At 72.0% G+C, this 24,718-nt stretch carries 41 protein-coding genes; 9 read left to right on the top strand and 32 right to left on the bottom strand.

The window, feature by feature from the left end:
- Nucleotide 1: 1 nt before the first annotated feature.
- From ACIPSC_RS34950 to ACIPSC_RS34900, 11 genes are all read right to left on the bottom strand, one after another.
- Nucleotides 2–2,080, bottom strand: coding sequence for a hypothetical protein (locus ACIPSC_RS34950; RefSeq protein ID WP_400832662.1), 2,079 nt, complete (start codon nucleotides 2,078–2,080; stop codon nucleotides 2–4).
- Between the two features lie 140 nt (nucleotides 2,081–2,220).
- Nucleotides 2,221–2,796, bottom strand: coding sequence for a hypothetical protein (locus ACIPSC_RS34945; RefSeq protein WP_400832655.1), 576 nt, complete (start codon nucleotides 2,794–2,796; stop codon nucleotides 2,221–2,223).
- A 40-nt stretch (nucleotides 2,797–2,836) separates the two neighbouring features.
- Nucleotides 2,837–3,100: a hypothetical protein gene (locus tag ACIPSC_RS34940; RefSeq protein ID WP_400832649.1), complete on the bottom strand. Its 264-nt coding sequence runs from the start codon at nucleotides 3,098–3,100 to the stop codon at nucleotides 2,837–2,839.
- Nucleotides 3,101–3,258: 158 nt separating this feature from the next.
- Complete coding sequence (locus tag ACIPSC_RS34935) at nucleotides 3,259–3,426, bottom strand: hypothetical protein (RefSeq protein ID WP_400832645.1); 168 nt, start codon at nucleotides 3,424–3,426, stop codon at nucleotides 3,259–3,261.
- Between the two features lie 44 nt (nucleotides 3,427–3,470).
- On the bottom strand, nucleotides 3,471–4,736 hold the full coding sequence (locus ACIPSC_RS34930) for a hypothetical protein (RefSeq protein WP_400832640.1): 1,266 nt from the start codon (nucleotides 4,734–4,736) through the stop codon (nucleotides 3,471–3,473).
- Between the two features lie 97 nt (nucleotides 4,737–4,833).
- Nucleotides 4,834–5,502 (bottom strand): hypothetical protein, encoded by a 669-nt coding sequence (locus tag ACIPSC_RS34925; protein WP_400832632.1) that lies wholly within the window; start codon nucleotides 5,500–5,502, stop codon nucleotides 4,834–4,836.
- A gap of 189 nt (nucleotides 5,503–5,691) precedes the next feature.
- Nucleotides 5,692–5,898 carry a hypothetical protein gene (locus ACIPSC_RS34920; RefSeq protein WP_400832628.1) on the bottom strand — a complete coding sequence of 69 codons (207 nt, stop codon included), beginning with the start codon at nucleotides 5,896–5,898 and terminating at the stop codon, nucleotides 5,692–5,694.
- Between the two features lie 73 nt (nucleotides 5,899–5,971).
- Complete coding sequence (locus ACIPSC_RS34915; RefSeq protein WP_400832625.1) at nucleotides 5,972–6,157, bottom strand: hypothetical protein; 186 nt, start codon at nucleotides 6,155–6,157, stop codon at nucleotides 5,972–5,974.
- Complete coding sequence (locus tag ACIPSC_RS34910; RefSeq protein ID WP_400832621.1) at nucleotides 6,154–6,609, bottom strand: hypothetical protein; 456 nt, start codon at nucleotides 6,607–6,609, stop codon at nucleotides 6,154–6,156. Before ACIPSC_RS34910 ends, ACIPSC_RS34915 begins: the two co-directional genes overlap by 4 nt.
- Nucleotides 6,610–6,703: 94 nt before the next feature.
- Entirely contained in the window at nucleotides 6,704–6,862 is a 159-nt protein-coding gene (locus tag ACIPSC_RS34905) for a hypothetical protein (protein WP_400832619.1), read from the bottom strand.
- Nucleotides 6,859–7,269, bottom strand: a complete 411-nt coding sequence (locus ACIPSC_RS34900) for a hypothetical protein (protein WP_400832616.1) — start codon at nucleotides 7,267–7,269, stop codon at nucleotides 6,859–6,861. Before ACIPSC_RS34900 ends, ACIPSC_RS34905 begins: the two co-directional genes overlap by 4 nt.
- 252 nt (nucleotides 7,270–7,521) lie before the next feature.
- On the opposite strand from ACIPSC_RS34900, the gene ACIPSC_RS34895 reads away from it, so the two are divergent.
- From ACIPSC_RS34895 to ACIPSC_RS34865, 7 genes are all read left to right on the top strand, one after another.
- Entirely contained in the window at nucleotides 7,522–8,283 is a 762-nt protein-coding gene (locus tag ACIPSC_RS34895) for a GntR family transcriptional regulator (protein WP_400832614.1), read from the top strand.
- 213 nt (nucleotides 8,284–8,496) lie between these two features.
- Nucleotides 8,497–9,678: a hypothetical protein gene (locus tag ACIPSC_RS34890; RefSeq protein WP_400832610.1), complete on the top strand. Its 1,182-nt coding sequence runs from the start codon at nucleotides 8,497–8,499 to the stop codon at nucleotides 9,676–9,678.
- A gap of 21 nt (nucleotides 9,679–9,699) precedes the next feature.
- Nucleotides 9,700–11,148 carry a replicative DNA helicase gene (gene dnaB, locus ACIPSC_RS34885; protein ID WP_400832605.1) on the top strand — a complete coding sequence of 483 codons (1,449 nt, stop codon included), beginning with the start codon at nucleotides 9,700–9,702 and terminating at the stop codon, nucleotides 11,146–11,148.
- 273 nt (nucleotides 11,149–11,421) lie between these two features.
- Nucleotides 11,422–12,066: a DUF6083 domain-containing protein gene (locus ACIPSC_RS34880; RefSeq protein WP_400832603.1), complete on the top strand. Its 645-nt coding sequence runs from the start codon at nucleotides 11,422–11,424 to the stop codon at nucleotides 12,064–12,066.
- A 117-nt stretch (nucleotides 12,067–12,183) separates the two neighbouring features.
- A complete protein-coding gene (locus ACIPSC_RS34875; RefSeq protein WP_400832599.1) occupies nucleotides 12,184–12,609 on the top strand; it encodes a hypothetical protein in 426 nt (141 codons plus the stop codon).
- Between the two features lie 124 nt (nucleotides 12,610–12,733).
- Entirely contained in the window at nucleotides 12,734–13,651 is a 918-nt protein-coding gene (locus tag ACIPSC_RS34870; RefSeq protein WP_400832595.1) for a hypothetical protein, read from the top strand.
- 20 nt (nucleotides 13,652–13,671) lie between these two features.
- Nucleotides 13,672–14,067, top strand: coding sequence for a PIN domain-containing protein (locus tag ACIPSC_RS34865; RefSeq protein ID WP_400832589.1), 396 nt, complete (start codon nucleotides 13,672–13,674; stop codon nucleotides 14,065–14,067).
- Between the two features lie 44 nt (nucleotides 14,068–14,111).
- Here the strand turns inward: ACIPSC_RS34865 and ACIPSC_RS34860 are convergent, their stop codons facing one another.
- Nucleotides 14,112–14,351: a hypothetical protein gene (locus ACIPSC_RS34860; protein ID WP_400832581.1), complete on the bottom strand. Its 240-nt coding sequence runs from the start codon at nucleotides 14,349–14,351 to the stop codon at nucleotides 14,112–14,114.
- Between the two features lie 154 nt (nucleotides 14,352–14,505).
- Between ACIPSC_RS34860 and ACIPSC_RS34855 the strand changes: the two genes are divergently transcribed.
- On the top strand, nucleotides 14,506–15,774 hold the full coding sequence (locus ACIPSC_RS34855; protein ID WP_400832575.1) for a helix-turn-helix domain-containing protein: 1,269 nt from the start codon (nucleotides 14,506–14,508) through the stop codon (nucleotides 15,772–15,774).
- 70 nt (nucleotides 15,775–15,844) lie between these two features.
- Nucleotides 15,845–16,288, top strand: a complete 444-nt coding sequence (locus ACIPSC_RS34850) for a hypothetical protein (protein ID WP_400832572.1) — start codon at nucleotides 15,845–15,847, stop codon at nucleotides 16,286–16,288.
- 27 nt (nucleotides 16,289–16,315) lie between these two features.
- Here the strand turns inward: ACIPSC_RS34850 and ACIPSC_RS34845 are convergent, their stop codons facing one another.
- The 20 genes from ACIPSC_RS34845 to ACIPSC_RS34750 all read right to left on the bottom strand — a co-directional run bounded on the left by ACIPSC_RS34845 (nucleotide 16,316) and on the right by ACIPSC_RS34750 (nucleotide 24,656).
- Nucleotides 16,316–16,783: a transcriptional regulator gene (locus ACIPSC_RS34845; RefSeq protein WP_400832571.1), complete on the bottom strand. Its 468-nt coding sequence runs from the start codon at nucleotides 16,781–16,783 to the stop codon at nucleotides 16,316–16,318.
- Nucleotides 16,784–16,861: 78 nt separating this feature from the next.
- The gene (locus ACIPSC_RS34840; protein WP_400832568.1) at nucleotides 16,862–17,800 is read right to left on the bottom strand and encodes a hypothetical protein; all 939 of its coding nucleotides are present in this window, start codon (nucleotides 17,798–17,800) and stop codon (nucleotides 16,862–16,864) included.
- Nucleotides 17,797–18,078, bottom strand: a complete 282-nt coding sequence (locus tag ACIPSC_RS34835) for a LuxR C-terminal-related transcriptional regulator (protein WP_400832562.1) — start codon at nucleotides 18,076–18,078, stop codon at nucleotides 17,797–17,799. Before ACIPSC_RS34835 ends, ACIPSC_RS34840 begins: the two co-directional genes overlap by 4 nt.
- Nucleotides 18,075–18,251, bottom strand: coding sequence for a hypothetical protein (locus ACIPSC_RS34830; protein WP_400832559.1), 177 nt, complete (start codon nucleotides 18,249–18,251; stop codon nucleotides 18,075–18,077). The genes ACIPSC_RS34835 and ACIPSC_RS34830 overlap by 4 nt, the downstream gene beginning before the upstream one ends.
- On the bottom strand, nucleotides 18,248–18,586 hold the full coding sequence (locus tag ACIPSC_RS34825) for a hypothetical protein (RefSeq protein ID WP_400832556.1): 339 nt from the start codon (nucleotides 18,584–18,586) through the stop codon (nucleotides 18,248–18,250). Before ACIPSC_RS34825 ends, ACIPSC_RS34830 begins: the two co-directional genes overlap by 4 nt.
- On the bottom strand, nucleotides 18,583–18,765 hold the full coding sequence (locus ACIPSC_RS34820) for a hypothetical protein (protein ID WP_400832553.1): 183 nt from the start codon (nucleotides 18,763–18,765) through the stop codon (nucleotides 18,583–18,585). Before ACIPSC_RS34820 ends, ACIPSC_RS34825 begins: the two co-directional genes overlap by 4 nt.
- Nucleotides 18,762–18,971, bottom strand: coding sequence for a LuxR C-terminal-related transcriptional regulator (locus ACIPSC_RS34815; protein ID WP_400832549.1), 210 nt, complete (start codon nucleotides 18,969–18,971; stop codon nucleotides 18,762–18,764). The genes ACIPSC_RS34820 and ACIPSC_RS34815 overlap by 4 nt, the downstream gene beginning before the upstream one ends.
- A complete protein-coding gene (locus tag ACIPSC_RS34810) occupies nucleotides 18,968–19,423 on the bottom strand; it encodes a hypothetical protein (protein WP_400832542.1) in 456 nt (151 codons plus the stop codon). Before ACIPSC_RS34810 ends, ACIPSC_RS34815 begins: the two co-directional genes overlap by 4 nt.
- Before the next feature lie 69 nt (nucleotides 19,424–19,492).
- Nucleotides 19,493–19,681 (bottom strand): hypothetical protein, encoded by a 189-nt coding sequence (locus ACIPSC_RS34805; protein ID WP_400832539.1) that lies wholly within the window; start codon nucleotides 19,679–19,681, stop codon nucleotides 19,493–19,495.
- A 57-nt stretch (nucleotides 19,682–19,738) separates the two neighbouring features.
- Nucleotides 19,739–20,548, bottom strand: coding sequence for a hypothetical protein (locus ACIPSC_RS34800; RefSeq protein WP_400832536.1), 810 nt, complete (start codon nucleotides 20,546–20,548; stop codon nucleotides 19,739–19,741).
- The gene (locus tag ACIPSC_RS34795; RefSeq protein WP_400832533.1) at nucleotides 20,545–20,793 is read right to left on the bottom strand and encodes a hypothetical protein; all 249 of its coding nucleotides are present in this window, start codon (nucleotides 20,791–20,793) and stop codon (nucleotides 20,545–20,547) included. The genes ACIPSC_RS34800 and ACIPSC_RS34795 overlap by 4 nt, the downstream gene beginning before the upstream one ends.
- A 151-nt stretch (nucleotides 20,794–20,944) precedes the next feature.
- Nucleotides 20,945–21,874 carry a hypothetical protein gene (locus ACIPSC_RS34790; RefSeq protein ID WP_400832531.1) on the bottom strand — a complete coding sequence of 310 codons (930 nt, stop codon included), beginning with the start codon at nucleotides 21,872–21,874 and terminating at the stop codon, nucleotides 20,945–20,947.
- Nucleotides 21,871–22,116, bottom strand: a complete 246-nt coding sequence (locus ACIPSC_RS34785) for a hypothetical protein (protein WP_400832528.1) — start codon at nucleotides 22,114–22,116, stop codon at nucleotides 21,871–21,873. The genes ACIPSC_RS34790 and ACIPSC_RS34785 overlap by 4 nt, the downstream gene beginning before the upstream one ends.
- Nucleotides 22,113–22,478: a DUF4326 domain-containing protein gene (locus ACIPSC_RS34780; RefSeq protein WP_400832523.1), complete on the bottom strand. Its 366-nt coding sequence runs from the start codon at nucleotides 22,476–22,478 to the stop codon at nucleotides 22,113–22,115. The genes ACIPSC_RS34785 and ACIPSC_RS34780 overlap by 4 nt, the downstream gene beginning before the upstream one ends.
- Entirely contained in the window at nucleotides 22,475–22,669 is a 195-nt protein-coding gene (locus ACIPSC_RS34775) for a hypothetical protein (protein WP_400832520.1), read from the bottom strand. The genes ACIPSC_RS34780 and ACIPSC_RS34775 overlap by 4 nt, the downstream gene beginning before the upstream one ends.
- Before the next feature lie 73 nt (nucleotides 22,670–22,742).
- Nucleotides 22,743–22,991, bottom strand: coding sequence for a hypothetical protein (locus ACIPSC_RS34770; RefSeq protein WP_400832517.1), 249 nt, complete (start codon nucleotides 22,989–22,991; stop codon nucleotides 22,743–22,745).
- Nucleotides 22,988–23,266 (bottom strand): hypothetical protein, encoded by a 279-nt coding sequence (locus ACIPSC_RS34765; protein WP_400832513.1) that lies wholly within the window; start codon nucleotides 23,264–23,266, stop codon nucleotides 22,988–22,990. The genes ACIPSC_RS34770 and ACIPSC_RS34765 overlap by 4 nt, the downstream gene beginning before the upstream one ends.
- The gene (locus tag ACIPSC_RS34760; protein ID WP_400832510.1) at nucleotides 23,263–23,706 is read right to left on the bottom strand and encodes a hypothetical protein; all 444 of its coding nucleotides are present in this window, start codon (nucleotides 23,704–23,706) and stop codon (nucleotides 23,263–23,265) included. Before ACIPSC_RS34760 ends, ACIPSC_RS34765 begins: the two co-directional genes overlap by 4 nt.
- Nucleotides 23,707–23,713: 7 nt before the next feature.
- Nucleotides 23,714–23,920, bottom strand: coding sequence for a hypothetical protein (locus ACIPSC_RS34755; RefSeq protein ID WP_400832507.1), 207 nt, complete (start codon nucleotides 23,918–23,920; stop codon nucleotides 23,714–23,716).
- A gap of 190 nt (nucleotides 23,921–24,110) precedes the next feature.
- Nucleotides 24,111–24,656 (bottom strand): single-stranded DNA-binding protein, encoded by a 546-nt coding sequence (locus ACIPSC_RS34750; RefSeq protein ID WP_400832505.1) that lies wholly within the window; start codon nucleotides 24,654–24,656, stop codon nucleotides 24,111–24,113.
- Between the last annotated feature and the right edge of the window lie 62 nt (nucleotides 24,657–24,718).

Here is a 24,718-nt window from a genome sequence, read left to right as displayed (position 1 = left end):
GTCAGCCTCCCTGCTTGTCGTCGTAGAACTCCCGCTCGGCGGGGATGGTGAGCGGGCTGTCGCCGACGGCCCGGTAGATACCGCCGTGGCGGGTGTCCGCGTTGGCGACGAGCACCCCGACGGCCTCGGCGCCGCGGGTCGCCTGGCGCTCGACTTCCTCGGCCCCGACGCGCAGCGCTTGAACCTGTTCGGCGAGGCGGAGGATGACGCGCACGAGGGCGGTGCCGCCCTTGACCTCGCGGGCGGCTTCGGCGAGCTTCTGGGCCCGGGTGGCGAGCTCGGTGGCGTGGATCCGGCCGTCCTTGCTGGCCTCGGCGATCTGCTGGAGCGGTGCTCGCTTGGCTTCCATGCGGCGCTCGAACTGGCGCAGGGTGCGGACTTCGCCGCGGCTCAGGGTGTGGGTGTCGCCGTCCGCCTGGAAGGTGATGTCGCGTTCACCGACCGAGATCCCGGTGACGGGCTGCGCCCCGGGGCCGGTGGTGGCGGTGGCGGTGGCGGTGTGGGGCTGGCCGGCGGTGGGCGGGGTGGTCGGGCGGGGCGGCACCGCGGCGGCGGGCTGGTGCTGGTCGGTGTCCGGCTGGGCGGGGTCGGTGCGCGGGCGGATCGCCGCGACCGTGGCTGCGCCGGCGGCCTTCGTGGCGAGGTCGGCGGTCGAGCCGCTCACCGGGGTCAGTGGGGCGGTCCCCGCGGCCCGGGCACCCGGGGCGGGTGCCGTGGGGGCGGTGGTGGTGTCCATCGGCTTCCTCTCTGCCTGCTGGCCTGTGGCGGCTGTGGCGGCCGGCTTCCCGGCGGCGGTCGCGCCGGGCGCGGTGGCGGGTGCGGTGGTCTTCTTGTCCGGCGCTGTTGCGGGTGCCGGGGTCTTGCCGGTCGTGTCGGGTGCGGACCCGGGCGGGGTCTTGTCTGCGGGCTTGGCCGGTGCTGGGGGGACCGGGCCGCCCGGCGGGGTCTGGGCGCCGGGCCCGACGTGCGGCTTGAACTTGCTGCCCAGGCCCTTCGCGCTGTCCGGCGGGGCCGCGCCCGGGGTGCGGGGTGCGGGTGCCGGGCCGGGGGCTTTGGCGCCCGGGCCCTTGGTGGGGGGCTTGAGCTTCGTCGGGCCGCCGGCGGCCGCAGTGTTGTCCGGCTTCGAATCGGTGGGCTTGGTGCCGGTGCTGTCCGGCTTCGGGCCCGGCGCGGGCTTGTCACCGTCTCCCTGGCTGCCGCCGGCCGGGGCCTTATCGGGCTTCAGGGTCTTCGCGTCCGTGCCGGACCGGCGGCTGCTGTCGTCCTTGCGGCTGTGGGTGTCGGAGGACTTCGTGTCGGACGCCGTGGAGTCCTTGGTGTCGCGGTGGTCCTTGCCGTCCTTGCTGGTCTTGGACGCGTGGGAGGTGTCGTTCTTCGACGAGGCATCGGTCTTCGACGCCTTGGTGTCGGCGGTCTTCGCGTCCGTGCTCGCCCGGCGGTCGTTGTTGTCGCGCGAGGAGGTATCGGCCTTCGAGGAGCGGTCGTGCTTCGAGGCCTTGGTGTTGGTGGCAGCGGTCTTGGCGTCGGTGGAGTCGTTCTTCTTGACGTCCCGGCTGTCCTTGCCCTGCTGCTGGCTGGTCTTGTTGTTCAGGTCGGCGGTCTTGGCGTCGCGCTGGGAGCGGTCCTGCCGGGTGTTCTCGTTCTTGGAGACCTGGTCGGCCTTGCTCGTGTTGGTGTTGGTGGTGTTCGTCGAGTTCCCGGAGACCCGGGTCTCCTTCACGTCGTGATTGCGTTTGATGCTCTTCGTCGTGCCGGTGCGGCCGAGCCGCGCGGCGATGGCGCGGACCAGAGCCGACACCGCGCCCTCCTGACCGCCCGCCTGGCTCCCGGAGGCGGCACCGCCCCGGCCGGGCGCCGTGTCGCCGCCCTTGCCGTCCGAGCTGTCCTCGCCGGGGGCGGGCTGCAGCGACGTGGTGCTGCCGAGTACGGTCGCGGGCCGGGCCGGCTGGACGGGCGCGAGAAGCTGCGCGAGGCCGCCCGACGACGGCGCGCTCGGCGTCTCGACCGCGGGCGCGCGGTCCTGGGCGGGCGGCGGCGGGGCGGGCAGGTTCGGAGCAGTCGTTACTGTCGGTGTCGCCATCTCGGCCTCCTTGCTCTCGATGTCTCCCTCCCCCCTCCTCCCCACCCCCCGAAAACGCCCTGACCTGCCCTATTGGCAGAGTGAGGAGGCGAATCGGTTCACGGCAGGGAGGGAGGAGGGAGTGAGGAAGTAACGGACTGTTACACCTTTGGGTGGCTGAACCGCTTCTTCGCCCAACCGGCCACGAGCAGCACCCCGGCTCCGCCGAGCACCACCACACCCGCCCCGGGCACCGGCGCGCCGTCGTCACCGCCGGCTGCGCCCACCGACCGGGAGGTGTTGACCATCCCCGGCACCTCCACCTGCGGATAGGCCTTCCCGCAGTCCTCGATCGCGTTGAAGCCACCGCCGGCCTTCGCCACGCACGCCTGCACCGCCTCCCGGCGGGCCCGCTGCGCCTCGGTCTCCTGGCTGGCGGTCTTGACGAGCTCGGCCTGCTGGGCGGCCTGCTGCTTCTGCCGCTCGAGGTCCAGGCGGGCGGAGTCGAGGGCGATCTGGGCCTTCTTCACCTCGGCGTCGGCCTGTGCGGAGGACCAGGTGGACCAGGCGAACATGCCGGTGGCGGCGAGGACGACGGCGCCGGCGCCGATGCCGGCCTTCGCGCGGGGGGAGAGCTTGGCGTTCGGGGCGTAGGCGCCGTGCAGCGGCGGGGTCTTCCAGGACGGCACGGACGAGATGTCGTAGGCCGGGTCGTTGTAGACGGACTGGTCGTTCATCGGGGTCGCTCCGGGGAGTGGATGGGTCGGGCGGGTTGGGTCAGTCCTGGTCGGGGTGGGGGGTGTGGGCGATGGCGTTGAGGGTGGCGATGTCGTGGGCGGCCTGGACGGCGGCGAACTCGTCGAGGCCGATCCGCAGGCTGATCGGGACGGCCCGCTTCGTGTCGGCCTTGGGAAGCACCTCGTCCGGGCTGATGAAGGCGACGCGGGCCTCGACGAGCTTCCGGACGGCGTCGAGGATGTTCAGCGCCTCATGGGCGTTGGTGGCGGTGAGCTCGTAGGCGTAGGGCTGCTGGTCGGTCATGGGGGTGGCTCCTCTTCTGGTGTTGCGGTGGTCCGCCCGGTTGGTCCGGGTGGCCGGCGGGGTGTGGGCTGGGTGTCGGCGCCGGGCGCCTTCGTCGGCCGCCAGACCCCCGGTGCCGGGGGTGGGCTGGCGGCCGTTCGGAGTCGCCGGGATCCGGGTCACCGTCGGGGCGGCCGGGTCCGGTCGAGGCCGGCCGTCGCGGTGCGGGAGCGTTCGACGCGGACCGGGGCGGTGGCAATCGGCGCGGCCATGAGGGCGGTCGCGGCGAGCGCGGCGAGGAGCAGTCCGAGGGTGTGGACGAGGGCGTTCACGGGGGTCTCCTTCATCTGCGAGTGGTGGGTGTCGGCTGCGGGGCCGGGCCCCGGCGGGGCTACTTGCGGCCGGACCGCTTGGTGATGCGGGCGGTGGCCTGCGGGCGCGCGTTCGGGGTCTGCTTCGCGGCGAGTGCCATCTGCTTGCGCGCGCCGTCGGCGTACTCGGGGGTGTCGCCCGCGGTGCGCCGGCCGCGTACCGGCGGGCCGTGCGGGTTGCCGCGCCCGGGGCCCTGCCCGGGGGCCTTGTCTGCCTTCGCACCGCCGGGGGGCATTTGCGGAACGACCTGCAGGTTCTTGGCCACTTCGGCGCCGTCGGCGGGCTGCCCGTCCGGGTCGAGGGCGGCGGCCTTCGCACGCGCCACCGCCGCCACCCGGGCCCCGATCGACTCCGCCGTGTCACCCAGCGAGGAACCGGTGACGTCGTACCAGGCCCGCTCCCACACCCGCTGCGTGATGACCCGCTGCGACAGCGCCGCACGCAGCTGCACCGCCCGCGCATACACCTCGGGATGCACCTTCTGGTACTCGCCTTCGAGGGCCTGCTGCGCCAGGGTCTCGGCGTGCTTGCGGTCGGCGTCGGCCTTGGCGCGGGCGGCGTCCCGCTCGGCCTGCTTCTTCGCGGCAACCCGTTCGGCGCGGCGCTGCGCGCGGGAGGGCTTGCCGTCGCGGGCGCGGATGCGGCCGTGTTCGTGAAGGTCCCAGACGCCGGGGCCGGCGAGGGAGGCGAACGCGGTCGCGAGGGCGGTGGCGACGCCGAAGGTCTCCAGGCCGTGAGCGAGGTTGATGCCGGCGGCGACGAGGGCGAGGAGCCAGGAGATCAGCCGGTAGTGCCAGTGGGGGCGGTGGTCGTCGACGGCGGCGGCGGCGCCGCGGTTGACGACCCAGGCACCGCCTTCGAGCATCACCGGGGTGGCGAGCAGCCACAGCTGGGCGGGGTTCCAGAAGGCGTGCATCTGGACGGGGAGGGCGACGACGGCGCAGGAGATCGCGAAGCCGAGGGCGGAGCGGCGCCACTGGGTGGCGGACTGGGCGCGGCGGTGGGCGGCGGCCTGTTCGGCGTCGGCGTCGGCCTGGCGCTTGAGGCGGGCCTGGTCGGCCTTGTGGTTCTCGGCGGCGGCCTTGGCGTTGAGGGCGGCGATCTCGGCCTTGGCCTTGGCCTCTTCGAGCTGGAGGGTGATGTCGGCGGTGCGTTGGTCGACGAGGTTCTGCTGGCGGAGCTGCTCGGCGTGGGCTTCGGTGACCTGGGCCCGGGCGAAGGCTTCGGCGTAGGAGTCGGTGTAGACGCCGTTGAGGGTCGTGGCCGGGTCGGCGGTGGTGGTCACCGGGTCCTCCTTCCAAGATCTGTAGTGGGCATGACATGGATTGGGTGGGGCGGGTGCGCGGCACGACGGCGGCCCCCGCCCCTACCCGGGCGGACAGTCAGCCCGCGAGGCGCAGCTCCTGGGCGGCGTCGGTGGCGGCCGGCAGGAGCTTCGCCGCCAGGGTCAGCAGGGCGTCCTGGTGGTCGGCCTGGGCGTCCAGGGCGGCGCGCAGTCGGGAGGCGGCCTCGGCGAGGTCATCGGCTTCGCTGCCCAGACCCACCGAGGGGTAGGACTCGAGGTGGTCGGCGGCGTCCTGCACGAGGTCAGCGAACGTCGCGAGGGTCAGGCCCTCGGCGGGGATCGGGACGGGGCCGCTGTGGCCGCCGGCGAGGAAGGCGATGTCCTCGCCGTACCGGGCGACCAGCTTGTCGACCGCGCTGTCGATGGTGCTCTTCTCCGGGGCAGCGGTGAGGGTGGAACGGGGCATGGCCCGGCACACGGCGGCATGGTCGTTGGCGTCCTTGATGGCCTCGGCCTCCTCGTTCGGCAGGTACGGCTCCCCGTCAGTGCGGGCGTTTCGGTGGCTGAGGCGGGTACCGCAGCCCTCGCACTCCACGAGGAAGCCCGCCACGGTCCGCATCGCGCCCCCGCTGCACAGCACCCCCCTCGTCGTGTAGTGGGTCTCGAAGGTGTGGGTGCGCAGGTTGACGGCGGCGCCGCCGAGGGTGAGGAAGCGGGCGACGGTGTCGGCGGGCCAGGCGGCCTCGGTGGTGGCGGTGGTGGTCATAGCGGGGTCCTCTCGGTTCATGTCGGTACAGGTGTCGGTGACGGGTGCGTGGGGCGGGTGGGCCGGTTCGGCCGCAAGAGCGTGCACAGCAGATCGATGAGTCCCACAGGGGCCCCCCAAAGGGGCCGGAGCACTGGGCCCCGGCCCGGGGCGGAGGTGTGGTCGGGCGGCAGCGCGCGGCGGGGCCGATCAGGTGCGGTTGCGGCGGCGCTCGATCTCGTTGTGCTCGGCAAGCAGGCTCTCGGCGGTGGGCCGGACGTGCCTGCCCTCGCAGTTCTCGGCCCAGTCCTGGTGCGGGTAGCAGGTGGTCCGGTCGTCGGCGTGCATCCCGGCGTCCTCGGCCCGGTTCTCGCGGGCGATGGCGGCGGCGAGCTTCTTCGACAGCGGCTTCTTCATGGCAGGTCCTTCCGTGGTTCGGCCAGGACGGGCCGGGGCGCTGGGCCCCGGCCCGGGGCGGCAATGAGGGGGGTCAGGCGGCGGTGGGCAGGTCCTCGTCGGCGGGCCGCGGGGCACGCTCGCCGTCCGGGTCGACCGCGGCCGCGCCGCGGGGAGTGGTGATACGGCCGGACACGCCGGCCGAGGTGACCACCAGGACGGTGGTGCGGCCCTCCTGGCGACGGATCACACCGGCGGCGAGCATGCGACGGGCGCTCATCGCGCACCCACCAGCAGCCGGCCCTGCCCCGCGGCTACGACGGGCCGGGCGGGCGTCGGGGCGGTGTCTTCGAGCTCGGTGATCGCGGGGGCCATGTGCTCGCCGGCGATGTCCGTGAGCGCGATCTCGGCGAGCCGCGCTGCGTACACGACGTCGTTACCGGCCGCCGGGTCCAGCTGCGCCGCGGCCTGCTCGGCCACCCGCACCACCACCCGGGCCAGCTCGTCCGCCACCGACCTACCACCCGTACCGTCCCCCACCAGCCCAAGCAGCAGCTGCGCCGCGTCCTGCGGCGAACCGGCAGCCAGGGACCGGAGGGCACGGACCGCGTCGAACGCGTCCTGCACCATCGGATGCACCTCAACGGTGCGGACAGCGCAGCCCTGGGGCTGCGGGGGCGGGGTCGGGATCGGCTTGTTGCCGTAGCCGCCGTTGATGTTGTGGTCGCTCACCGGACACCACCCTTCCCGCCGTTGCCGGCGCCGGGCGCGGGGGTGGGCGAGGGCTTGGTCGTGCCACCGCCGAGGTAGCTACGCAACACGCCGATCATCGCGCACCACCCTGCTGCGCCTGGCCGGACGAGGCCGGCTGAGCGGCGACCATCGCCGCGAGCTGCTCGACGTGGCGGTAGACCTCGTGGCCCGGCATCTGCACCGGCTCCGGGGCCGGCTGCGCCGGGGGCGCGGTCTGGGTGGTGTCGCTCACTGGGCCACCCCCGCCCAGGCCGGCGCCGACGGGATACCGCGCTCGGTACGCAGCTCGGTGTCCTGGCGGAGGAGCTGCGCGAGGAGGAGGGTGGCGCGGCGGGTCAGGCCCTCGGCGGCGGTGCCGCCGTAGCGCAGGTCCATCGCCTGCACCATCGTGACGGCCTCGACGTCGTCGGACTCCTCGGCGCTGACCGCGGTCACCCAGTCGGCGAAGGCGTTCAGGAGCACCGTGGCCGGGTCGGCCAGCAGGCGGGCCATCTCCTGGTGGCGGGCGATGTCGTTCGGGAGGGTGCTGGTCTCCGGCACGAACCCGAGGTTGGTCGTCGGCGCGAAGTTGTCGAACGGCTGGCTGCGTTCGGGGGTCGTGGCGGGATGCTGCGCGGTATAGGGCAGGATGATGCTCACGGTGTGCTCCTCAGTGACTTGAGGTTGCCCGCCCAGCTGCGGGCCAGGGGTCGCATCCCTGAGCCCGCAGCGCCATTTCTGGCATGGCGGTGGTGCAGTAGCCCTCCGGTCGGGGTCGCATCCCGTCCGGCTGGCGATGGGAAGACGATGACATTCGAGCCCGACGCTTGTCAATGTTCCGGAACAATGTCTAGGCTGATGTCTCCAGGAAGACCCGCCATGCCATTCAGCCCCCGGGAAGGACGACCCACCATGAGCACCGATAGGCCCCGAGGGCCCGGGTACGAGGAGATCGCCAACCACTACCGACGAAAGATCGACAGCGGCGAGCTGCAGCCCGGCGCGAAGCTCCCCACCGTCCGGGAAGTGCAGACCATATGGAACGTGAGCAACACGACGGCCGCTGCGGCCATGGCCGAGCTGCGCCGGGCGGGCCTCACGATTGCGCGCCCCCGCGTGGGAACAGTGGTCGCCGACCCGCCACCAGTTGTGGTGACCGGGGTTGCGCGCATTGAGCAGCTGATTCGCACCGGCAAGCCGTACCAAGACGGAGAGACCAAGGTGGAACTCATTCGCCCCTCGCTGCGCTCCTGCAACGACCCGTACATCGCGGACCAGTTGGGGATCGAACTGGACAGCGAGATCGTGCTTCGCGTTCGACTCTTCAGTCAGGATGGACAGCCCAAGGCGATCGGCGTCAACTGCATTCACCCCCGGGCTCTCGCGATCGTTCCTGAGCTGGTGGAAGGAACGGAGCTGCCGAAGTTCTGGCAACTCCTGTACACGGAGCGAACGGGCGAGTCGATCACGCCCGCCAACGAGCTCTTCCACGCCCGGCCTGCTTCGAACGACGAGCTGGCAGCATTCAACCTCGCCGACGTGCCACCCGACATGGCGGTACCCGTCCTGGTGAGCAACGTGACCTTCCACACCGACGACGGCCAACCGATCGAGGTCTGGGAAGACACCTACGCACCTGGAACGCGAAAGGCTGTCCCTCGCGCGCAGGCTTGAGACGGGGGCCGAGGCAGTAGCCTCCCCAAACGCGCGAACGGTCGGCTGGGATGGAGACCCGACCGACCGTCCATGCAACACAGCGAGTTCCAGCTCGCTGATCGAAGCAACCCACCCAGCAAGGAACAGGTGCTCGATGGCAAGACTAGCCAGCCCGGCGGGAACGCCCAAGGCATTGCGCAATGCGTCACTTTTGGTTGACGGTGGTACCTCGTGAGTGCGCGGCCCGTGGAGGAGCGGGGCTCCATCACGGCTCATGGCCCGGTCAGTGGCATCCAGGTCCACCACCACATGCAGTTCGGCCCGACCGCGGTCTTCAACCTCGACCTGCAGGTGGTCGTGCAGCTGGCCTTCATGCTGCAGGAGCAGGCCCGCCGGCTGCCCGACGAGGACCCCTTGGTGGTCACACCGATCACGGTGTGGGAGCGGTTGAAGGAGCTCGGGGTTCCCAGTGGGAATGGGTCCGGCCTGATCGGCAAGAACGCGGTCTACGAATCCTTCGCGCGGCTCATCGCCAAGGGCTACGTCCGCCGCATCCCAACTCGGTCGGCCGACCGGCGCCGGGCCGGCCCCGTGTCGTACCAGTACTACGAGAACCCTGCCTGGAACCCCGATTGGGCCCCGCCCCTCGAATCTCTGCAGGTCAGCTCTGGTTCCGGCAATGCAGGATCCGGCATTGCCACTTCCGGCACTGCCGGAAGCAGGACAAACCAATCGTTTCCGCAGGTCGGCTCTACTTCCGGCATTGCCGGATCCGGCATTGCCGGAAGCTCGACGTTTCCGCAGGTCAGCTCTACTTCCGGCAATGCCGGAAACCCCCCACACCCCCCGGAGGAGGTAGGAACTACCTCCTCCCCCTCCCCTCCGAAGCGGCGCAGCGCGGCTGCTGGGGGCGGATCCGCAGCAGCCCCCAGCGGCGAGGCACCTCTGACTGCCGACGTGGATCCGAAGCAGCTGCAGGCCGCGGTCGACTTCCTGATGCGGCTTCCCGGCAAGTGGGCAGTTGGCCGGCTGAAAGTCCGCGGCCTGGCCACCGAGCTCGTCCGCGCGCTCGAGGACACCGGCTGGAAGCTGGATGCGGCGCTGAGGCTGTGGCTCACCCGCACCGAGGAAGGCAAAGCGGCACCTCGGAGCCACGCCACGGTGCTGGAGTTCAGGATCAAGAACCTCGAGCTGCGCGAGGCCGTACTCGCCGTCGACGCCGGGGACGGACCGCCGGACCGCGCCGCCGGGGCGCAGCGCAAGCCGTGGCTGCCGGACTGGTGCGGCAAGTGCAACGACGGCGTCCAGCCGATGAGCCTGATCATGCGAACGATCGCGGACCCGGACCTGGAGAGCGACAAGGTCATCCCCTGCCCGGACTGCCACCCTTCCCGCGTTCGCCGCGCGAACTGACCCCCAGGACGGAATCCCATCGTGCCCATTCCGCACCAGCACGCGGCCACCTACGCCGACGAGGAGCCCTACGACGACGAGCTGGACCCGGATGCGCTGCCGGGGCGAGGCCGCCGGGGTCCTCGCAACGACTCTGCGGTAGGAGCCGGGAGCATCGAGCGCGTTCCGCCACACGACATGGCGGCCGAGCAGGCCACCATCGGCGGGATGCTCATCTCCAAGGACGCCATCGGAGACGTCATCGGCGTGCTCCGGCCCGAGGACTACTACCGGCCCGCCCACGAGCTCATCCACAACGCGATCCTGGCCCTGTACGCGAAGGGCGAGCCGGCCGACGCCATCACGGTCGCGGGAGAGCTCACCCGCCGCGGCGAACTGGCCCGGGCCGGCGGTCCCGGCTACCTCCACGACTGCGCCAACCACGCGGTCGCCGCCAGCGCCGAGTACTACGCCGGCATCGTCCACGAGCGCGCCGTCTTCCGCCGCCTGAGCCAGTCCGGCGTCCGCATCGCCAACATGGGCTTCTCGGGCGAAGGAGACGTCCGCGAGGTCGTCGACGCCGCCCAGTCGGAGCTGTTCGGCGTGCTCGGCCCCGAGCGCTCGACCGAAGTCCGCCCCCTCAGTGCGACGGCCGACACGCTGGCCGACCGCATCGAGGCCCGAAAGAACGCCAAGGGCGGGCTGCAGGGCATCCCCACCGGCTTCCTCGACCTGGACACACTCACGAAGGGGCTGCGGCCCGGCCAGTTCGTCATCATCGCCGCACGGCCGGCGATGGGTAAGTCGACCCTGGCCGTGGACTTCGCCCGCTCCTGCTCGATCGAGCACAAGATCCCGTCCGCGCTGTTCTCGCTGGAGATGGGCCGGGAGGAGATCGAGGAGCGGATCATGTCGGCCCACGCCCGCATCCCCCACCACCACATGCAGTCCGGCGACATGACGGACGACGACTGGTCCCGCTTCGCCCGCTACTACGACGACTACGCCAGCGCGCCGTTGTTCATCGACGACAGCGAGAACCTGACCGTCATGGACGTGGCGGCCAAGTCCCGCCGTCTCAAGCAGCAGCACGACATCGGGCTGATCGTCATCGACTACATCCAGCTCATGAAGTCCGGCACCCGCAACCCCGAGAACCGGCAGCAGGAAGTCTCGGAGATCTCTCGCAACCTCAAGCTCCTCGCCAAGCAGCTCAAGGTGCCAGTCATCGGGCTGTCCCAGCTGAACCGGGGCCCCGAGCAGCGCACCGACAAACGCCCGATGGTCTCCGACCTTCGCGAGTCCGGTTCCCTCGAACAGGACGCGGACATCGTGATCCTGCTGCACCGCGAGGACGCCTACGAGAAGGAGTCCCCGCGCGCTGGCGAAGCTGACCTGATCGTCGCCAAACACCGAGGCGGCCCCACCGCCACGATCACAGTGGCCTTCCAAGGACACTACAGCCGCTTCGTCGACATGACCCGGAACTGAAGAACCCGGCGCCTCGGGCCGGGCACCGCCGGGGCGCAGCGGGGCGGCGTCGAGAACGTGATCGACTCCGTTCGCAAGCATCTCTTCTTCAGCTTCGTCGGACGGCGTTTCAGTAGGCCAGCCCGGCTGGCCTACTGGGGTTGAAGATCGTGAAACGTTGCGTGAAACGATTCCGGTTCTTCGGGTGTCGGTCTGCTGAGTACGTTCGGTGTGCATCGGGGCGGACTCAAGTTCGGCGGCAGGCCGGCGCCCGTCCCGGCCGGAGGTGCTGTGGTGGCCGAACCCCGATGCGACGAGTGCGGATCCCGCGGGACTGCCCGTCCGCGCAACAACGACCCGTACATGGTCATCTGCGACGACTGCTGGCCCGAGGGTGGCCTGCGGTACGGCTTGGACAACGAGCCGACCAACTGCAAGCGCTGCAACCGCCCGGGCGCTCGCTGGAACGGTTACGAGCGGGCCGTCCTGTGCCGCCCGTGCCTGATAGCCCCGGAACCGGAGCCCGACCCGAGCCGGGAGCCGGTGTCCATCCTGGAGGTCTTCGCCGGCATGGCAGGCCCAGAAGACACTGGCGTTGAGGACGCCCGTGCGCCGCACGCCACGACCACGGTCCAGCCTGCCGCCACGGCAACGACCACGTGCGGCCAGTGCGGAGCCGCCGCCCAGTGGTTCATGACCCGCTCGAAGAAGTGGGTCCTCCTCGAACCCGTTGCGCATCCGACGTACCTGGTGCCCGAGGGGACCCGCTGGCACATCGACCAGCACAACACCGCGCTGAACATCGGCCGTGCGAACCCGACCGACCGCTGCCGGGTCTGCCACTGGGACGTCTGCCCAGGCCGCGTTCCGGCGCCGACCAGCCCGCACATGCTCGCCCTGTGGCGGAACAACGAGCAGCGCCAGCGGCAGGCCCTCTGACGAGTGCGCACCGCGGTGGCCGGCCGGGCCGGGGCCGGCTTGCCCCGATTGTGTGGAACCTGTGGCGGTGGTGATCGCGAAGGCTCTAGCCTGGCGCCCTACTTGAGGGGGCGCCACGTGGCCGAGACCGACAAGACCACCACCACCTCGTTCTTCGGCGGGACGCCCGAGGAGCGGGCTATCAGGCGCCGTCGCGAGTGGATTGCGACGATCGCGATCCTCGCGGTGATCGTGTTCATCGCGGTCCTCAGCTCCTCGAACGACGACAAGGAGTCCAAGCCGGCCGCCGTGCAGTACCGCAGTCGGACGATCACCGCTGTCGACGTCTCGCCGTGGCCGTTCACCGTGACCGGCGGCATTCTCCGCTGCCGTGGCATCAACGTGGTGACGTTCGAGACGGATGGGGTCGAGTATGCGCTGAACGGGCCGGCTCAGGCCGTCTATCCGCAGCCGGGCCGGCTGTGGGCGGAGGACCCGCAGCTCGGGTACGGGCTGAAGAAGTCGATGGGGCCGACGATCGCCATGGGCCTCGCACTGTGCTGAGCCCCTGACGTCCGGGCTGCACGGCCAGAGCACGGCGGCCCCGGCCGAGGGGCGGCGCTCACACACGTCGGGGAACGCAAGAGAACGGGCCGGCCCGGCCGGGCGTGGGGCGTAGCATCGGGGCATGGTTGCGCAGTCGGAGTACGCCGAGACGTCGCATGCCGCCGAGGACGCGGCGCCGGAACCGGGCGGGCAGCCGTCCGAGGCTGGTGTAGTGGAGGAGTTCCGGAACGCCAGCGCGGCGTTGCGGGAGCTGTATGCGGAGGCCCCGGTTGATCTGCTGCCGCTCATCAAGCGAGCGGTGAAGGCGTTGATGGCGTACACCGACGCGGAGATCGCCCGGCCGCGGTTGGCGACGCCGGCCGACCCGGAACGGATCAGGTCCCTGTGGTCTGAGCTCACCCAGTTGGCCAGACGCCCCGAGGAAGCCGCCGGACTCACCCTGGCTTCCTCGGGGATTGGTGTGATCCCTGGCCTTGTCGTGCCCGATGACCTTGCGGTCAAGGGGTCCTTGAGAGGTGTATTCGTCACCGGCGACGTTGGCTGGCACGGACAGGCTCCGAGGTCGGCGCGTCGGGCCCGGGAGCGGGCGCGCCGGAACCTCGGCGCCGAGGCTGGGGAGCCGCAGGGACCGCAGGGACCGCAGGTGGCCGTTCCCCGGATCCCCGTAGTCCCCATCCCTGCAGGCACGGAGGCGCTGACCGGCCTGGAGGCGTCGATTGCTAAGACCGACGCCCTGCTCGCGCAGTACTTGGAGGAGAACCACATCGTCGGCGCCGGGCGCGACTCCCGTACGGCAGCCGCACCGGCCGGGGCGAAGGCCGCCGGATCCCTCCGTGGGGTGCTGCCGGAGGACCTGGCCGAGGAACTGGAGGAGCGCGCCGGCGCGGACTCGGCCGAGTACGTGGCGGCCGCGGTACGCCTCCAGCTGGAACGGGATCGCATGCAGGACCTGCTGGATGTGCTGGAAGACGAGCACGGCCCGATCCCGGAGGCGTCGATCGCGAAGGCGGAGGAACTGTGGCCCGGCAACGCCGAGTAGCCGCTGCGAGCGGCACGATCGTGCTGGACAGCGAGGGCCTGTCGAAGCTCGCCGAGGGCAACGGCGACGTGCGAGCGATCGTCGCCAAGGGCTTGCGGCAGGGCTACCGGATTGTCCTGGCGGCGGTGACCCTGGCGGAGGTCGTGCGTGGGGACGCCCGGGACGCGAACATCAACCGGACTGTCAGCGCGTCCGGCGAGGTGGTGCCGGTGACCGCGGAAATCAGCCGCGAGGCTGGCAAGCTCCTGAGGCTGGCCGGCCTCGACGGCCGATGCACGATCGATGCCATCGTCGTCACGGTCGCGGCCCGGCAGACCCGCCCTGTCGTGATCCTCACCAGCGACCCGAACGACATCAACGCCCTGATCAGTGGCCTCGGCCTGCCGAAGAACGAGATAACCGCGACCCCCGTGTGAACCACCGTCCCCGCCGCGCCGGCGCGGGCCCGCACCGAGGTGGCTCATCGGGTGCCTCCGGCGGCCGGGCGCAGCGCGGGGGTGTGGAGGGTGCGGGCAGCTTGCTGGAGGTCGTCGAGGTCTGTGCCGGTGAGCGCGAGTAAGCGCAGTGTCGGGCGGAGCCGGGCGGTCGGGGTGGTTGCTGCTGCGGTGTCCGGCCCGGGTGCTGTCGGGGCGGCCGCCGCTGTGGCGTGGTGGGTTGCCGTGGTGGTGCGGGGGTGTGCGGTGCGGGGAGTGGTGTCCACGGCTTCCTTCTCGTGTCGCCGGCCGGGGTGGTGATCACTGTGCCGACGGACCGTCAGGCCGGGAAGCAGGGACGTGTCTTCACCCGCGGCGCCTAGGGTGGGTGAATACACGCGGCAGCCCGGGGCGGGGGATCTGGTGGGCACACTCGACGACATGGGCGACTGGACGTTCCCGCGGCTGCTGCGGGCCCTGCGGGTCGAGGAGGGCTGGTCGCTGGCCGACCTCGCCGAGCGGGTGCACTACTCCCGCGGGCACGTCCACAACATCGAGACCGGGAAGCGCCCGCCGGCGGAGGACTTCGCCCGGGCCGCGGACCGGGCGCTCGGCGCGGACGGCCTGCTCCTCAACCGGTGGCGCACCGACACCGCCCGGCCCGCCGCGAGCCCCGGCGCGGCCCGGTTGAATGCGCTCCTCGCGGCGACCGCCGCGTCCTCCCGGGTCCTCGCCGACATGGCCGACCTCGAGATCGACACGATCGAGCGGGACGTCGCCGGCCTCGCCGAGGCATACCTCGCCTGCCCACCCGGCCCGATGCTCCACGACGCCCACCACCTGCGCCAGGACGTCACAGCCCGCCTGCGGACCCGCCACCACCGGCCGACGGAGCGCACCCGCCTGTACCGGGCGGCGGGGCACCTGTCCGGGGTCCTCGCCTACGCTGCGCTGGATCTGGGGCGGGCGGACATCGCGGGTGAGCATGCGCGGGCGGCGTGGCGGTGCGCGGACTTCGCGGGGGACGATGAGCTGCGGGTGTGGGTGCGGGGTACGCAGTCGTTGATCGCCCGGTTCGGCTCCGACTTCGATGCGGCGCTGGACTTCATCCTGGACGGCCTGCAGTACGCCCACCCCGCGACCGGCCCCGGCCGGACCGGCGGCGCCCGCGGGGGCGGTGTCGGGGGTGGGTTGGGGACGGGGCTGGCGCGGCTGCTGTGCGGGCAGGCCCAGTGCCTCGCGAACCTCGGTGACGCGGCGGGTGCGAACGCGGCCCTGGACGCCGCCGAGATCGCCCGGGAACACGCCGGCGACGACACCCTCGGCGGCCTCTTCGCCTTCTCCACCGCGAAGCAGGCCTACTACGCGGGCAGCAGCCTCATCTGGCTGGATGGAGGCCCCGACGCCGCACGCGCCGCACGCGAGGCCGAAACCGCGATCCGGCTGTGGCAGGACCAGGGCCCGGGCGAGCGGTCGCTGGACGACGAGCACCTCGCCCACGTGTATCTGGCCACCGCCCGCCTCCAGCTCGACGATGCCGAGGGCGCCACCGCCGCGGTCGCTCCGGTCCTCGACCTGCCCGAAGACCTGCGCATCTCCTGGATCGTGAAGCGAATGGATCGCCTCGCCGGGATGCTCGAACAGCCCCGCTACGCGGGCAACACCACCGCGCGGGACACCGCGGAGAAGATCCGCGCCCAGGCCGGCTGACCTATCAGAACGCCGGGGGATCCGTCCAATGCGCCCGCGCGGCCTACCCGAATCCACCAGCATGGGGCGCATGAACAGCGCACCCACTCATGACCTCTTGATGATCTGTGACACGTGCGGCAAGGACATCGCCGATGGCCAAGGCGACATCTGGGTGAAGAACTCCGACCTCACCGACCGCCGAACCGCCCTGCGTGAATGGAAGGAACGCCACGCGACCGAGTCTGACGGAGGGTGGTACACCCCCAAGCAACTCCTCGAACGTCCCCAGCTAGTGCGGTGGCGGGTCACCCACAACCACGGTGGCTGCGACGACGACATCGAGGCAGGCGCCTACAGCCTCGAGGTCCACCGCTGCCGCACCTGGCCTGCTCTCGTCAACTGGACCGCCCACCTGCTGGGCACCAAGACCTGGCTGAAGGACACGGACTGGAACAAGGTCCTCGAAGGCGTGTCCCGCCCGGGCGGCGGCACGCGGATCGTCGCTGCACCCCCGGCTTCGGGCACCGCCTGATCGGCTCGCAGTCGCCGACGCGGCGGGTCAGACGGCGGTGATGATGAGCGCGGCCGTGAAGAGCCAGAGGATGTGGAACGACTGGTCGAGGCTGTATGCGCCCGTGCCCAGGGTCGGTGCGTAGCTGCCGTCGGCGGTGACCGGGTGGTTGGGGTGGGCCGGGGTGCCGAGGTCGTAGAACTCGGTCTTGTCGACGGCGCGGGCGAGGGCGGCGAGCGTAGTCCGGCGGTCGGCCCACCAGTGGCTGGCCGCGTCGACGCCGAGTCCTATGGCCAGGCCGGCCGCGGTGAGGTGCAGGTCGAGGACCGCGGCGGCCAGGGCAAGCAGAACGGCTTTGGTGGCAGTCAGGGTGGCGACGTGCTTGGTGCAGGCCCAACGCCCGGGCCGGCCGGGCAGGCCCTTCGTGGCGGCCTGGCAGCCGGTCTGGACCCAGTGGTCACCGACCTGGTGCGCAGCGAATAGGGCGATGAAGACGGCGGCGAACATCCCAGACATGTCGTGCTCTCCTCGATCGTGTTGATGGGGGCGTCCCTGGCCGTGGTGGGTGGGGGCGCCCCTTCGTGGTGCCGGGGGTCAACCTCGGCCGTGCAGGGTCCAGCGAATCCGGTCGGCGGCAGCCCGATCGGCACGAGCCCGATCGGCCCGAGCCTGGGCGTTCAGCTCGGCGACCTGCTTCCAGGTGCGACGCTGGCCGCCGGTGAGGAGGAACGGCGCGACCGCGCGGATGGGGTCGGTCCAGTGCGGCGTGGCCCCGGGCGAGCTGGTCGTGTCGGTGGCGTCGGCGGAGCGGAGGACGGCGAGGTTCTCCTTGCAGGTGATGCCGTGGTGCACGGGCCACAGACAGGCCGGGCAACTGGCCGGCGTCGTCCCGACCGGGGCCGGCATGGCACGGGCCGTGAGTCCTCGGATCGCCTCGTACTTCTGGTCGGTGGTGTGGCCGTCCCACTGGGCGCGCGGGTCATCGACGGGGACGCGCTCGACGTGGACGTACAGGTCGGCATCGCGGGGGTGGATGTGCCAGGACATCTGCCGGCCGCCGACGATGATGAAGAGGAGCTGCCAGCCGGGCTCGTCGATGTCGGGAGCCACGGTGATGACGGCGGGGTGAATGGCGGCCAGCCACGCGGTCAGGTGCGCGCGCTCGCGGTAGGCGCCGTCGCGCTCCGCCTCGGCCTGCTCGGCGCGGGCGACGGCAGCGGTCACAGCTGCGACGGCGGCGGCAGCGGCCTCCGGCCCGTCGACGGGAACGAGCACCGCGGGAGATGTGGCGCCGTTGTGTTCGGCGCGGAGGGCCCAGGCGGTGGCCTCGGCCTCGCACAGCCAGCCGTACACCGTGTCGCGGTCGTCGCAGAGCCGGAGGATGCCTTCGCCGTAGGCCTCGGCTCGGCGTCGGGCGGACTGCCAGGCGGCCCGGTAGCGGTCGGCGCGGCGGCCTTGCTGGCGCCACTGGGCGAGCTCTCGTTCGGCGGCAGCGAGTTGCTGTTTGAGCTGGGTCTCGTAGTGGCGGGTCACGCGGCGTTCCTGGTGGTGAGCGGGTGGACGGTGGCGATCTCTCGGGGGTGGAGTTGGCGGGTGATGATGGCGAGGCCGATGGAGTGGGCGGTGTCGCGGGCGCCGAGCTTGCGGTGGGTGGTGGTGCGGATGTTGGTGACGGTGCCGCGGGAGATGCCGAGGGTGTGGGCGATGTAGGCGGTGGTGTGGCCGTTGGCGGTGAGCCGGAGTACCTGGAGTTCGCGTTCGTTGAGGGGGTCGCCGGGTTCGGCGTTCGGGGTGCTGGGCGGGCGGGTCACGGCTGGGGCTCCGCGGTGGGCGGCAGGGCGAACCACCAGTCGGCCGGGGGGCTGGGCTCCGCCAGCACGAAGGTGCAGTGGAGCGTGCAGCTGTAGCGGGCCCAGAGGGTGACGACGGAGCCGTCGGTGGAGGTGGTGATGCCGATGTCGTCGGGGTTGGGCGCGGTCGTCACGGCTGCGGCTCCTCGGGGGTGGCGGTGCCGAGGGCAGCCTGGGTTGCTTCGGCGAGCTTCTGGGCGCCGTTCACCCAGCGGTCCGGAACGCCGTCGATGAACTGCCCGAGTGCTTCGCGGAGGGCGATGGCTTGGGCGAGGCTCAGGTGAGGGTTGGTGTCGGCGCTGGCGTTCTGCCCGTCGATGGCCAGCCAGACGTGGGGCCCGCTGGCGGCGGAGGACTCGCGGACGGTGATGGTGTGCCCGTAGTCGGTGGGGATGGGGCGGCCGCCGTAGGTGTAGAAGCCGCGGTCGTTCGCGATGATTGGCGGGCTGATGAGCGGCTGGTCGGTCACAGGGTGCCTCCGGGGCGTGGGATGAGGCCGCTGGTCTCGGCGGCCTCGCGTACGGGGTCGGCCGGTTCGGGCCCGGCCTGCTGGTCGCCGCAGCGTGTGCCGTGGCAGAGGGCGAGGGTGGTGAGGGCGCTGCCGGCCAGCGCGAGGAGACCGGCAGCGCCGAGCAGGGCGTGCGTCACCCGGCAGCGCCCGGCGGCTGGTTGTGGATCTGGATGGCCTGGTCGAGGGTGCGGGCGCCGAGCGCGCGGATGGCGCGGAGAACGGCGTTGTGCACGGTTCGCTCGGTGATGTTCCGGCCGAGGGCGTGGTCGATCTCGTAGTTCTTGAGGCCCTGCGTGCGGTAGCGGAAGACGGCAGCCTCGAACTCGGTGAGGGGGCGGATCACTGCTGGCCGCCGTCCTGGCCGAGCACTGCGCGGGCCACGCGGAGGGCGTACTCGGAGTCCTCGGCGCCGTCGTGGCCGGTCTCGGCGAGGTGGAGCTGGTAGGCGGCCTCGTTGGCCAGCCAGTCGGCGAGGGCGAGGCCGACGGCCGGGTGCACGAGGGTCAGGTAGTCGTTGACGGCTTCGAGTCGTTGGGCCCACGTTTCGATGAGGACGGTCGGGGAGGTGGTGTCGTCGACGACGACGGGGCTCTTGCTGCGGAGGGTGTTGCCGAGCTTCCAGGTGGTGCGGCCGTCGTGGATGGCGTGGGTGGCGGCTTCGCGGAGTCGCCGGGCTGCGGCTGTGAGCAGGTCGGCGGGCTGGTCGGCTGCGGTGGCCAGGCGCGCGGCGGTGCGCTCCTCAGCTCGGGCCAGTACGTCGTTGAGGTACATGCGCTGCTCGTGACGGTCGGGCACGGGTGCTCCTCGGTTGGGAGGCGGTCAGGAGGTGGGCCTGCCGCCGGGTGGCGGCAGGCCGCCGGGCGATCAGGGACGGCGCGTATTACGGATGTCGTGATCGCCGATGTCCAGCTCGGCGCGGCACCACCGGCGTCCGCCTTGGTCGTCGTCGCGCTTGTGCCAGTGGGTGAGGCGGATCGTTCCGTCGCCGTGGCGGGGGGTGTAGACGGCAACGGGACGGTCACAGGTCGGGCAGTCGGCGTACTCGGTCCACATGGGCGGGCCTTCGGGGTTGGCCTCCCGCGGTGACGGGCGGCGGTCGGGCGGCAGGGGTCAGCTGGTCGGGGTGCGGGCGGCGAGGTTGTCGGCGTCGTGGTCGATCGCGTCGGCGCCGGGGCAGTGGCAGGTCATGAAGGCGGTGCTGGCCCGACCGGAGAGGGCGTCGTGCTTGGGGCAGTGGCGGCGGAGCATCGCGGCGGCGTCCCGCATGCCGGTCGCTCGGGCGTCGGCCAGCTCGGTGCGGAGCCGTGCGTTCTCGGCCTCGGCGGCCTCGGCGCGGCGGGTCTGCCGCTTGGCCTGGGCGATGGTGTGGGTGTGCGCGCTGCCGAGACGCCGGAGGTTGTGGACGAGCCAGCGCACGTACCAGGTGCGGGGCGCGTCGTTGATCTTGCGGACGGCATCGGTGACGGTGTCGCGGCGAGTGATGTAGCCGGCGTGGACGAGGGCTTCGCGGACAGCGCCGCCGGGGAAGCGCCGGCCGGCGAGGTGGTTGTGGTTGGCGCGGTGGCGGGCGGACTGCCATGCGGCGCGGAGCCGAACGTTCTCGGCGTCGCGGGCGGCCAGCTCGGCGGTGAGCCGGTCTTCCTCCACAAGGGCCTGCCGGGCGATCCTGGCGGGCACGTCGTCGGCGCTGTCCAGCACTGTGGTCAGCCTCGACACCCGGTCCTCCAGGATCGGGATGCGGTCCAGCTCGGGCTGCACGACGGCCAGCACCCAGGCGGTGATGGAGTCGGCCCACTCGCCGATGCGCTCCCGGCCGGGCTCGTCGTACAGCTCGGCGTCCTGGAGGCCGATGAGCATGGAGGGCCGGATCGCGGCATCGATGCGCTCGGCGAGGCTGGCCGGCGGCGGGGTGGCGGTCACCGAGCGCCCCCGGCGACGGAGTCGGTCGTGTAGCTGGCGGTGTCCTGCATGCCGTGCAGTTGAGCGGATCGGCGCAGAGCGGAGACGGTGTACTGGATCAGACGCTCCAGGTCGCCCTCCACTCGTCGTCCGCTCTGGGCTTCGGCATGCACCTGGGCGGCGACTTCGGCCAGGCGGGCTGTCTCCTGGACGAGGTCGCGCTGGGCGGCGTCGATCTGGCGACGGGCGAACTCGGCGGGTTCCATGGTGGTCTCCGTGGTGTGTGGCGCGCGCGTTCTGGTGTTGGACCGGTCCGGCGCGGGGCTGTGGCGGGGTGTGTGGCGCCTTCCGTGGTCGGGGTGGGCGCGTGGTGCGGCCCGGGGCTGCCGGGCTGTCAGGCGGGCTGCTGGGGGCCTCTCACAGCCTGCCGAGGATCAGGTGGCCGAGCTGGGTGGTGAAGCCCTGGCGGTCCTGGTCGGTGGCGTCGGCGGCGAAGGCGAGGTGGACGCGCAGGAAGGGCTTGTCGTCGGCGTCGAGGGTGAGCGTGCCGTCGTACGGCTCCAGGCCGGCCTCGGCCATGTCGGCGGCCCAGCCGGTGAGCGTGGGCGCCTCGGGCCGCGTGGGGCCGCTGGGGGCGTTCTCGTCGGGGTGGGTGCCGAACACGTCCTGGCGGGCGATGAACACGCTGGTGTGCTCGCCGTCGTCGAGGAGTTCGAGGCCCCACTTGGTCTCGTGCCAGCTCGGGATGAAGCCGTCGGGGTGGTCGCTGCCGTCGTACTCGGCTTCGGACCAGATCTGGATGGCGGCGGCACGGGCGTCGGCTTCGGTGGTGCAGAGGGTGCGGTCGCCTTCTTCGGCCCAGGCTTCCCAGACGTGCCGGCCCGAGTAGGAGCTGCGGGTGGCACGGGCCAGGGCAGCCTCCAGTTCCCGGACCCGGGCGAGCAGGGCGGGCACGTCTTCGCGGGCTCGGGTGGCCTGGTGCTCCGGGGTGAACACCTCGTCGCCGTGCCGGACGGCCGCCGCGCAAGGCCACCGGGTGACCCAGCCGTCACCCCAGCAGACCGCGCAGACCCACGAGTGCGGGACGGCGTTGCCCTCCCAGACCGGGGTGTGGAAGCGGGCGGGGAGCGCGGCCTTCTGCTCGTCGGTGAGGTCGGCGAGGTCTTCGTAGTCGGGCGCGTCGGGGGCGGGCAGGAGGACGGCGCGGCGGGCGCACGCGGGGTGTTCGGTCGGTTGGCCGGCGAGGGCGAGGCGCCAGCAGGTGCCGCAGGCGGCCGGGTCGGCGATCTGGTGGTGGCGCGTCTCGACCACGTCCAGGTCGAGCAGGGCGGTGGGCTGGGTGCTCATCGGTTGGCCTCCAGTTCGGTGATGCGGCGGGTGAGGTCGTCGACTCGGGTGGTGAGGAGTTCGATCAGAGCGGCGGGGTTGGCGTCACTGGGGAGGCTGGCGCGGCAGGTGCACCAGGTGAGGGCTCCGTGTTCGGCGCCGAGGTTGGCGGCGGTGCCCATGCAGCCGGGCATGATCTCGTCGTCGAGGTCGGGGCACCGGTGGCAGCAGGGCGGGCAGCGGTGGCGGCGCTCGGCACTCATCGGGTGGTCTTCTCGGCGGTCTGGTTGGCGAGTTCGAGCAGGACGTCGGCGTGGCAGTCGAGGTCGAGGGCGCACCAGCACATGAGGTCGCGGCCAGCGAGCAGAGCCCGGGCCTGCGCGGCGAGTTCCGGGTCGGTCTGCAGGTGGGTGCGGTACACGTTGGCGGCGGTCCAGTGGGCGTCCTGGAGCCATCGGCTGGAGCCTGCGGTTCGGCCGTCCACGGCGTGCTGGACGGTGTAAAAGCGGCCGTCGTCGTGGATGAGCCAGGGGTTGCCCCACCGGCTACCGCGGCCGACGTAGACGGCGCCGTCGGGGGCGCGCCAGCCGCGGGTGCGGCGGCGCTGTACACGGACCGGGTTCATCGGGTGGTCTCCTCGGCGGCGGTGAGGCGGCGGGCCAGGTCTGCAGCCTGGGCGGGGGTGATCGGGTACGTGGCGGTGTGACCGGTGGCGAGGTCCTGGACGGTGATCTCGTGGCTGAGAGTGCCGTGACTGCCGGCGGCGTGGGCCGAGGCCTGCTCCCAGGCGGTAAGTGCGGCGGTCAGGTCGTTCATTGGGTGGTCTCCTCGGGGTGGGCGCCGCCCGCGGTGCCGGGCGGCGGTCGGGCGGCGGTCGGGCGGCGAGGTGTCAGCGGTGGCCGGCGGTCCAGCAGCCGGGACAGATGTCCCGGCCGCCGGGGCGCTGGCGCCAGCCGTCGGCCTTGCGCCAGGCGCGGACCTCGGTGACGGTCCTTGCCGCGTGGTGGTGGATCTTGGGCTTCTCGCAGCCCGGGGCGTGGACGAGGCCCTTCCGCTGGTCGTGGGGTCGCATGGCGTCGTCGACGATGGCCGCGGCAACGCGCTCGACGAGGTCGGCCGACGACGGGGTGGCGGTCACCGGGCACCACCGGCGGCGTCGAAGAGGGCGAGCGGCGTGTCCGCCTCGGAGGCCGGGACGGGCGCGGTGTCCTCGGCCGGCGCCGGGTCCCACTCGATCTCGGCGTCCGCCCAGTTCATGTCGAGCATGGCGTCGAACGAGAGCATGCTCCACAGGGTCTGGCCGCAGAGTTCCCTGCTCATCCGGCCGTCGGGGTGGAGGGTGCAGTCCTGGGGCTCGGCCGGGGGCTTGTGGACACGGAAGCGGCGGGGCTGGTCGGGGAGTTCGATGGTCATGCGGCGTCCTTGGAGGCGTGGCGGGCGGACTCGATGAGCGCGGTGGCGGTGGCTTCGTCGACGCAGAGGGCTGCGGCGATGTCGGGCAGGGTGCGGCCGTCGTCGGCGAGCTCGGCGGCCATGCGCGCCCACGCGGTGGGCCGGCGGTCGGGCTGGACGTAGTCCCGGCCGGTGGGCGGCCAGTAGACCCGGGAACGGCGGACGGTGTTGAGGGGTAGCAGGACGGCCGGTGCCGGCGCCGGAATCCACTCGGTGTCGTCGAAGTCCTGCACCGTCCGGGGCGCGCTGGTGGCGGTGACCTTCTCGATGCACGGCCGGGGGCAGGCGCCGCACAGTTGGGCCGCTTGGTCGTGCGCGGCCTTGTATGCCTGGGTGTCGAGTTCGGCGTCGAGGAGGGCGTCGTAGACGTCGAGGCGGGTGGTGCAGGGCAGCGTGCTCATCGGGGCCCTAGTCGGTGCAGATGACGCAACGGTGGTCAGCGTCTTCGCTCTCGTGGCACCGGTCCACACACCCGCAGCAGAAGTCGCTCAGCTGGTGGCGGGCGTAGCCGTCGTAGCGGGTGTCGGCGGCGTCGAACTGCTGGCCGCAGCGGGCGCAGGTGCCACAGCAGATGCCCATGCAGGTGTCAGCGTCGTGGGCGGTGGTCTCGGTCATGGCGGGTCTCCGTGGTGTGTGTGGCGCGCGCGTTCCAGCGGCGATTCCGTCGAGCAGTGGTGCTGCTCTCTCGGAGTGGGCACCACCGTACGCCAATCTCTATTGCACTGCAATAGAGATTGGGTGGGGGCATGACGAAGGGCCCGGCGCTGGTCTGCGCCGGGCCCCTGCCCGCTCGTGTGTCACCTGGTCAGAAGGGCGGTTCCTCGGTGGAGCCGCCGTCCTGGCCCGCCGGCCAGCCACCACTGCTGTCCTGGCCATCCTGGCCGCCGCCCCACCCGCCGGCCCCGCCGGATCCCGCGGGGGCCGCGCGCCCGCCACCGGAGCCGGCCGCGTTGGCGCCCCAGCCGCCCGAGGACCGCCGGCCGGACGGCGGGTTCTTCGTCACCGTCGCGGACACGAAGCGCAGGCTCGGCCCGATCTCCTCCACGTCGAGCTCGAACACGGTGCGCTTCTCACCGTCCTTCGTCTCGTAGGAGCGCTGGCGCAGCCGGCCCTGGACGATGACGCGCATGCCGCGTTGGAGCGTCTCGGCGACGTTCTCGGCCGGCTGCCGCCACACCTCGCAGGGCAGGAACAGGCTGTCGCCGTCCTTCCACTCCCCGGTCGTCCGGTCGTAGGTCTTCGGGGTCGATGCGATGCGGAACTTCGCGACCGCGACGCCGGAGGGGGTGAATCGCAGTTCCGGGTCGTCGACCAGGTTCCCCACCAGGGTGATGATCGTCTCGCCAGCCATTCAGGCCGCCTTCCTCTTCCTCGTCGGGTACACGGCCGCTTCGAGGGCGGCGCGGTGTCGTG

The organism is Kitasatospora sp. NPDC090091 (genome assembly GCF_044747365.1).
GTDB lineage: Bacteria > Actinomycetota > Actinomycetes > Streptomycetales > Streptomycetaceae > Kitasatospora.
The sequence above is the reverse complement of the archived record's forward strand: the minus strand, read 5'-3'. Positions and strand labels throughout refer to the sequence as shown.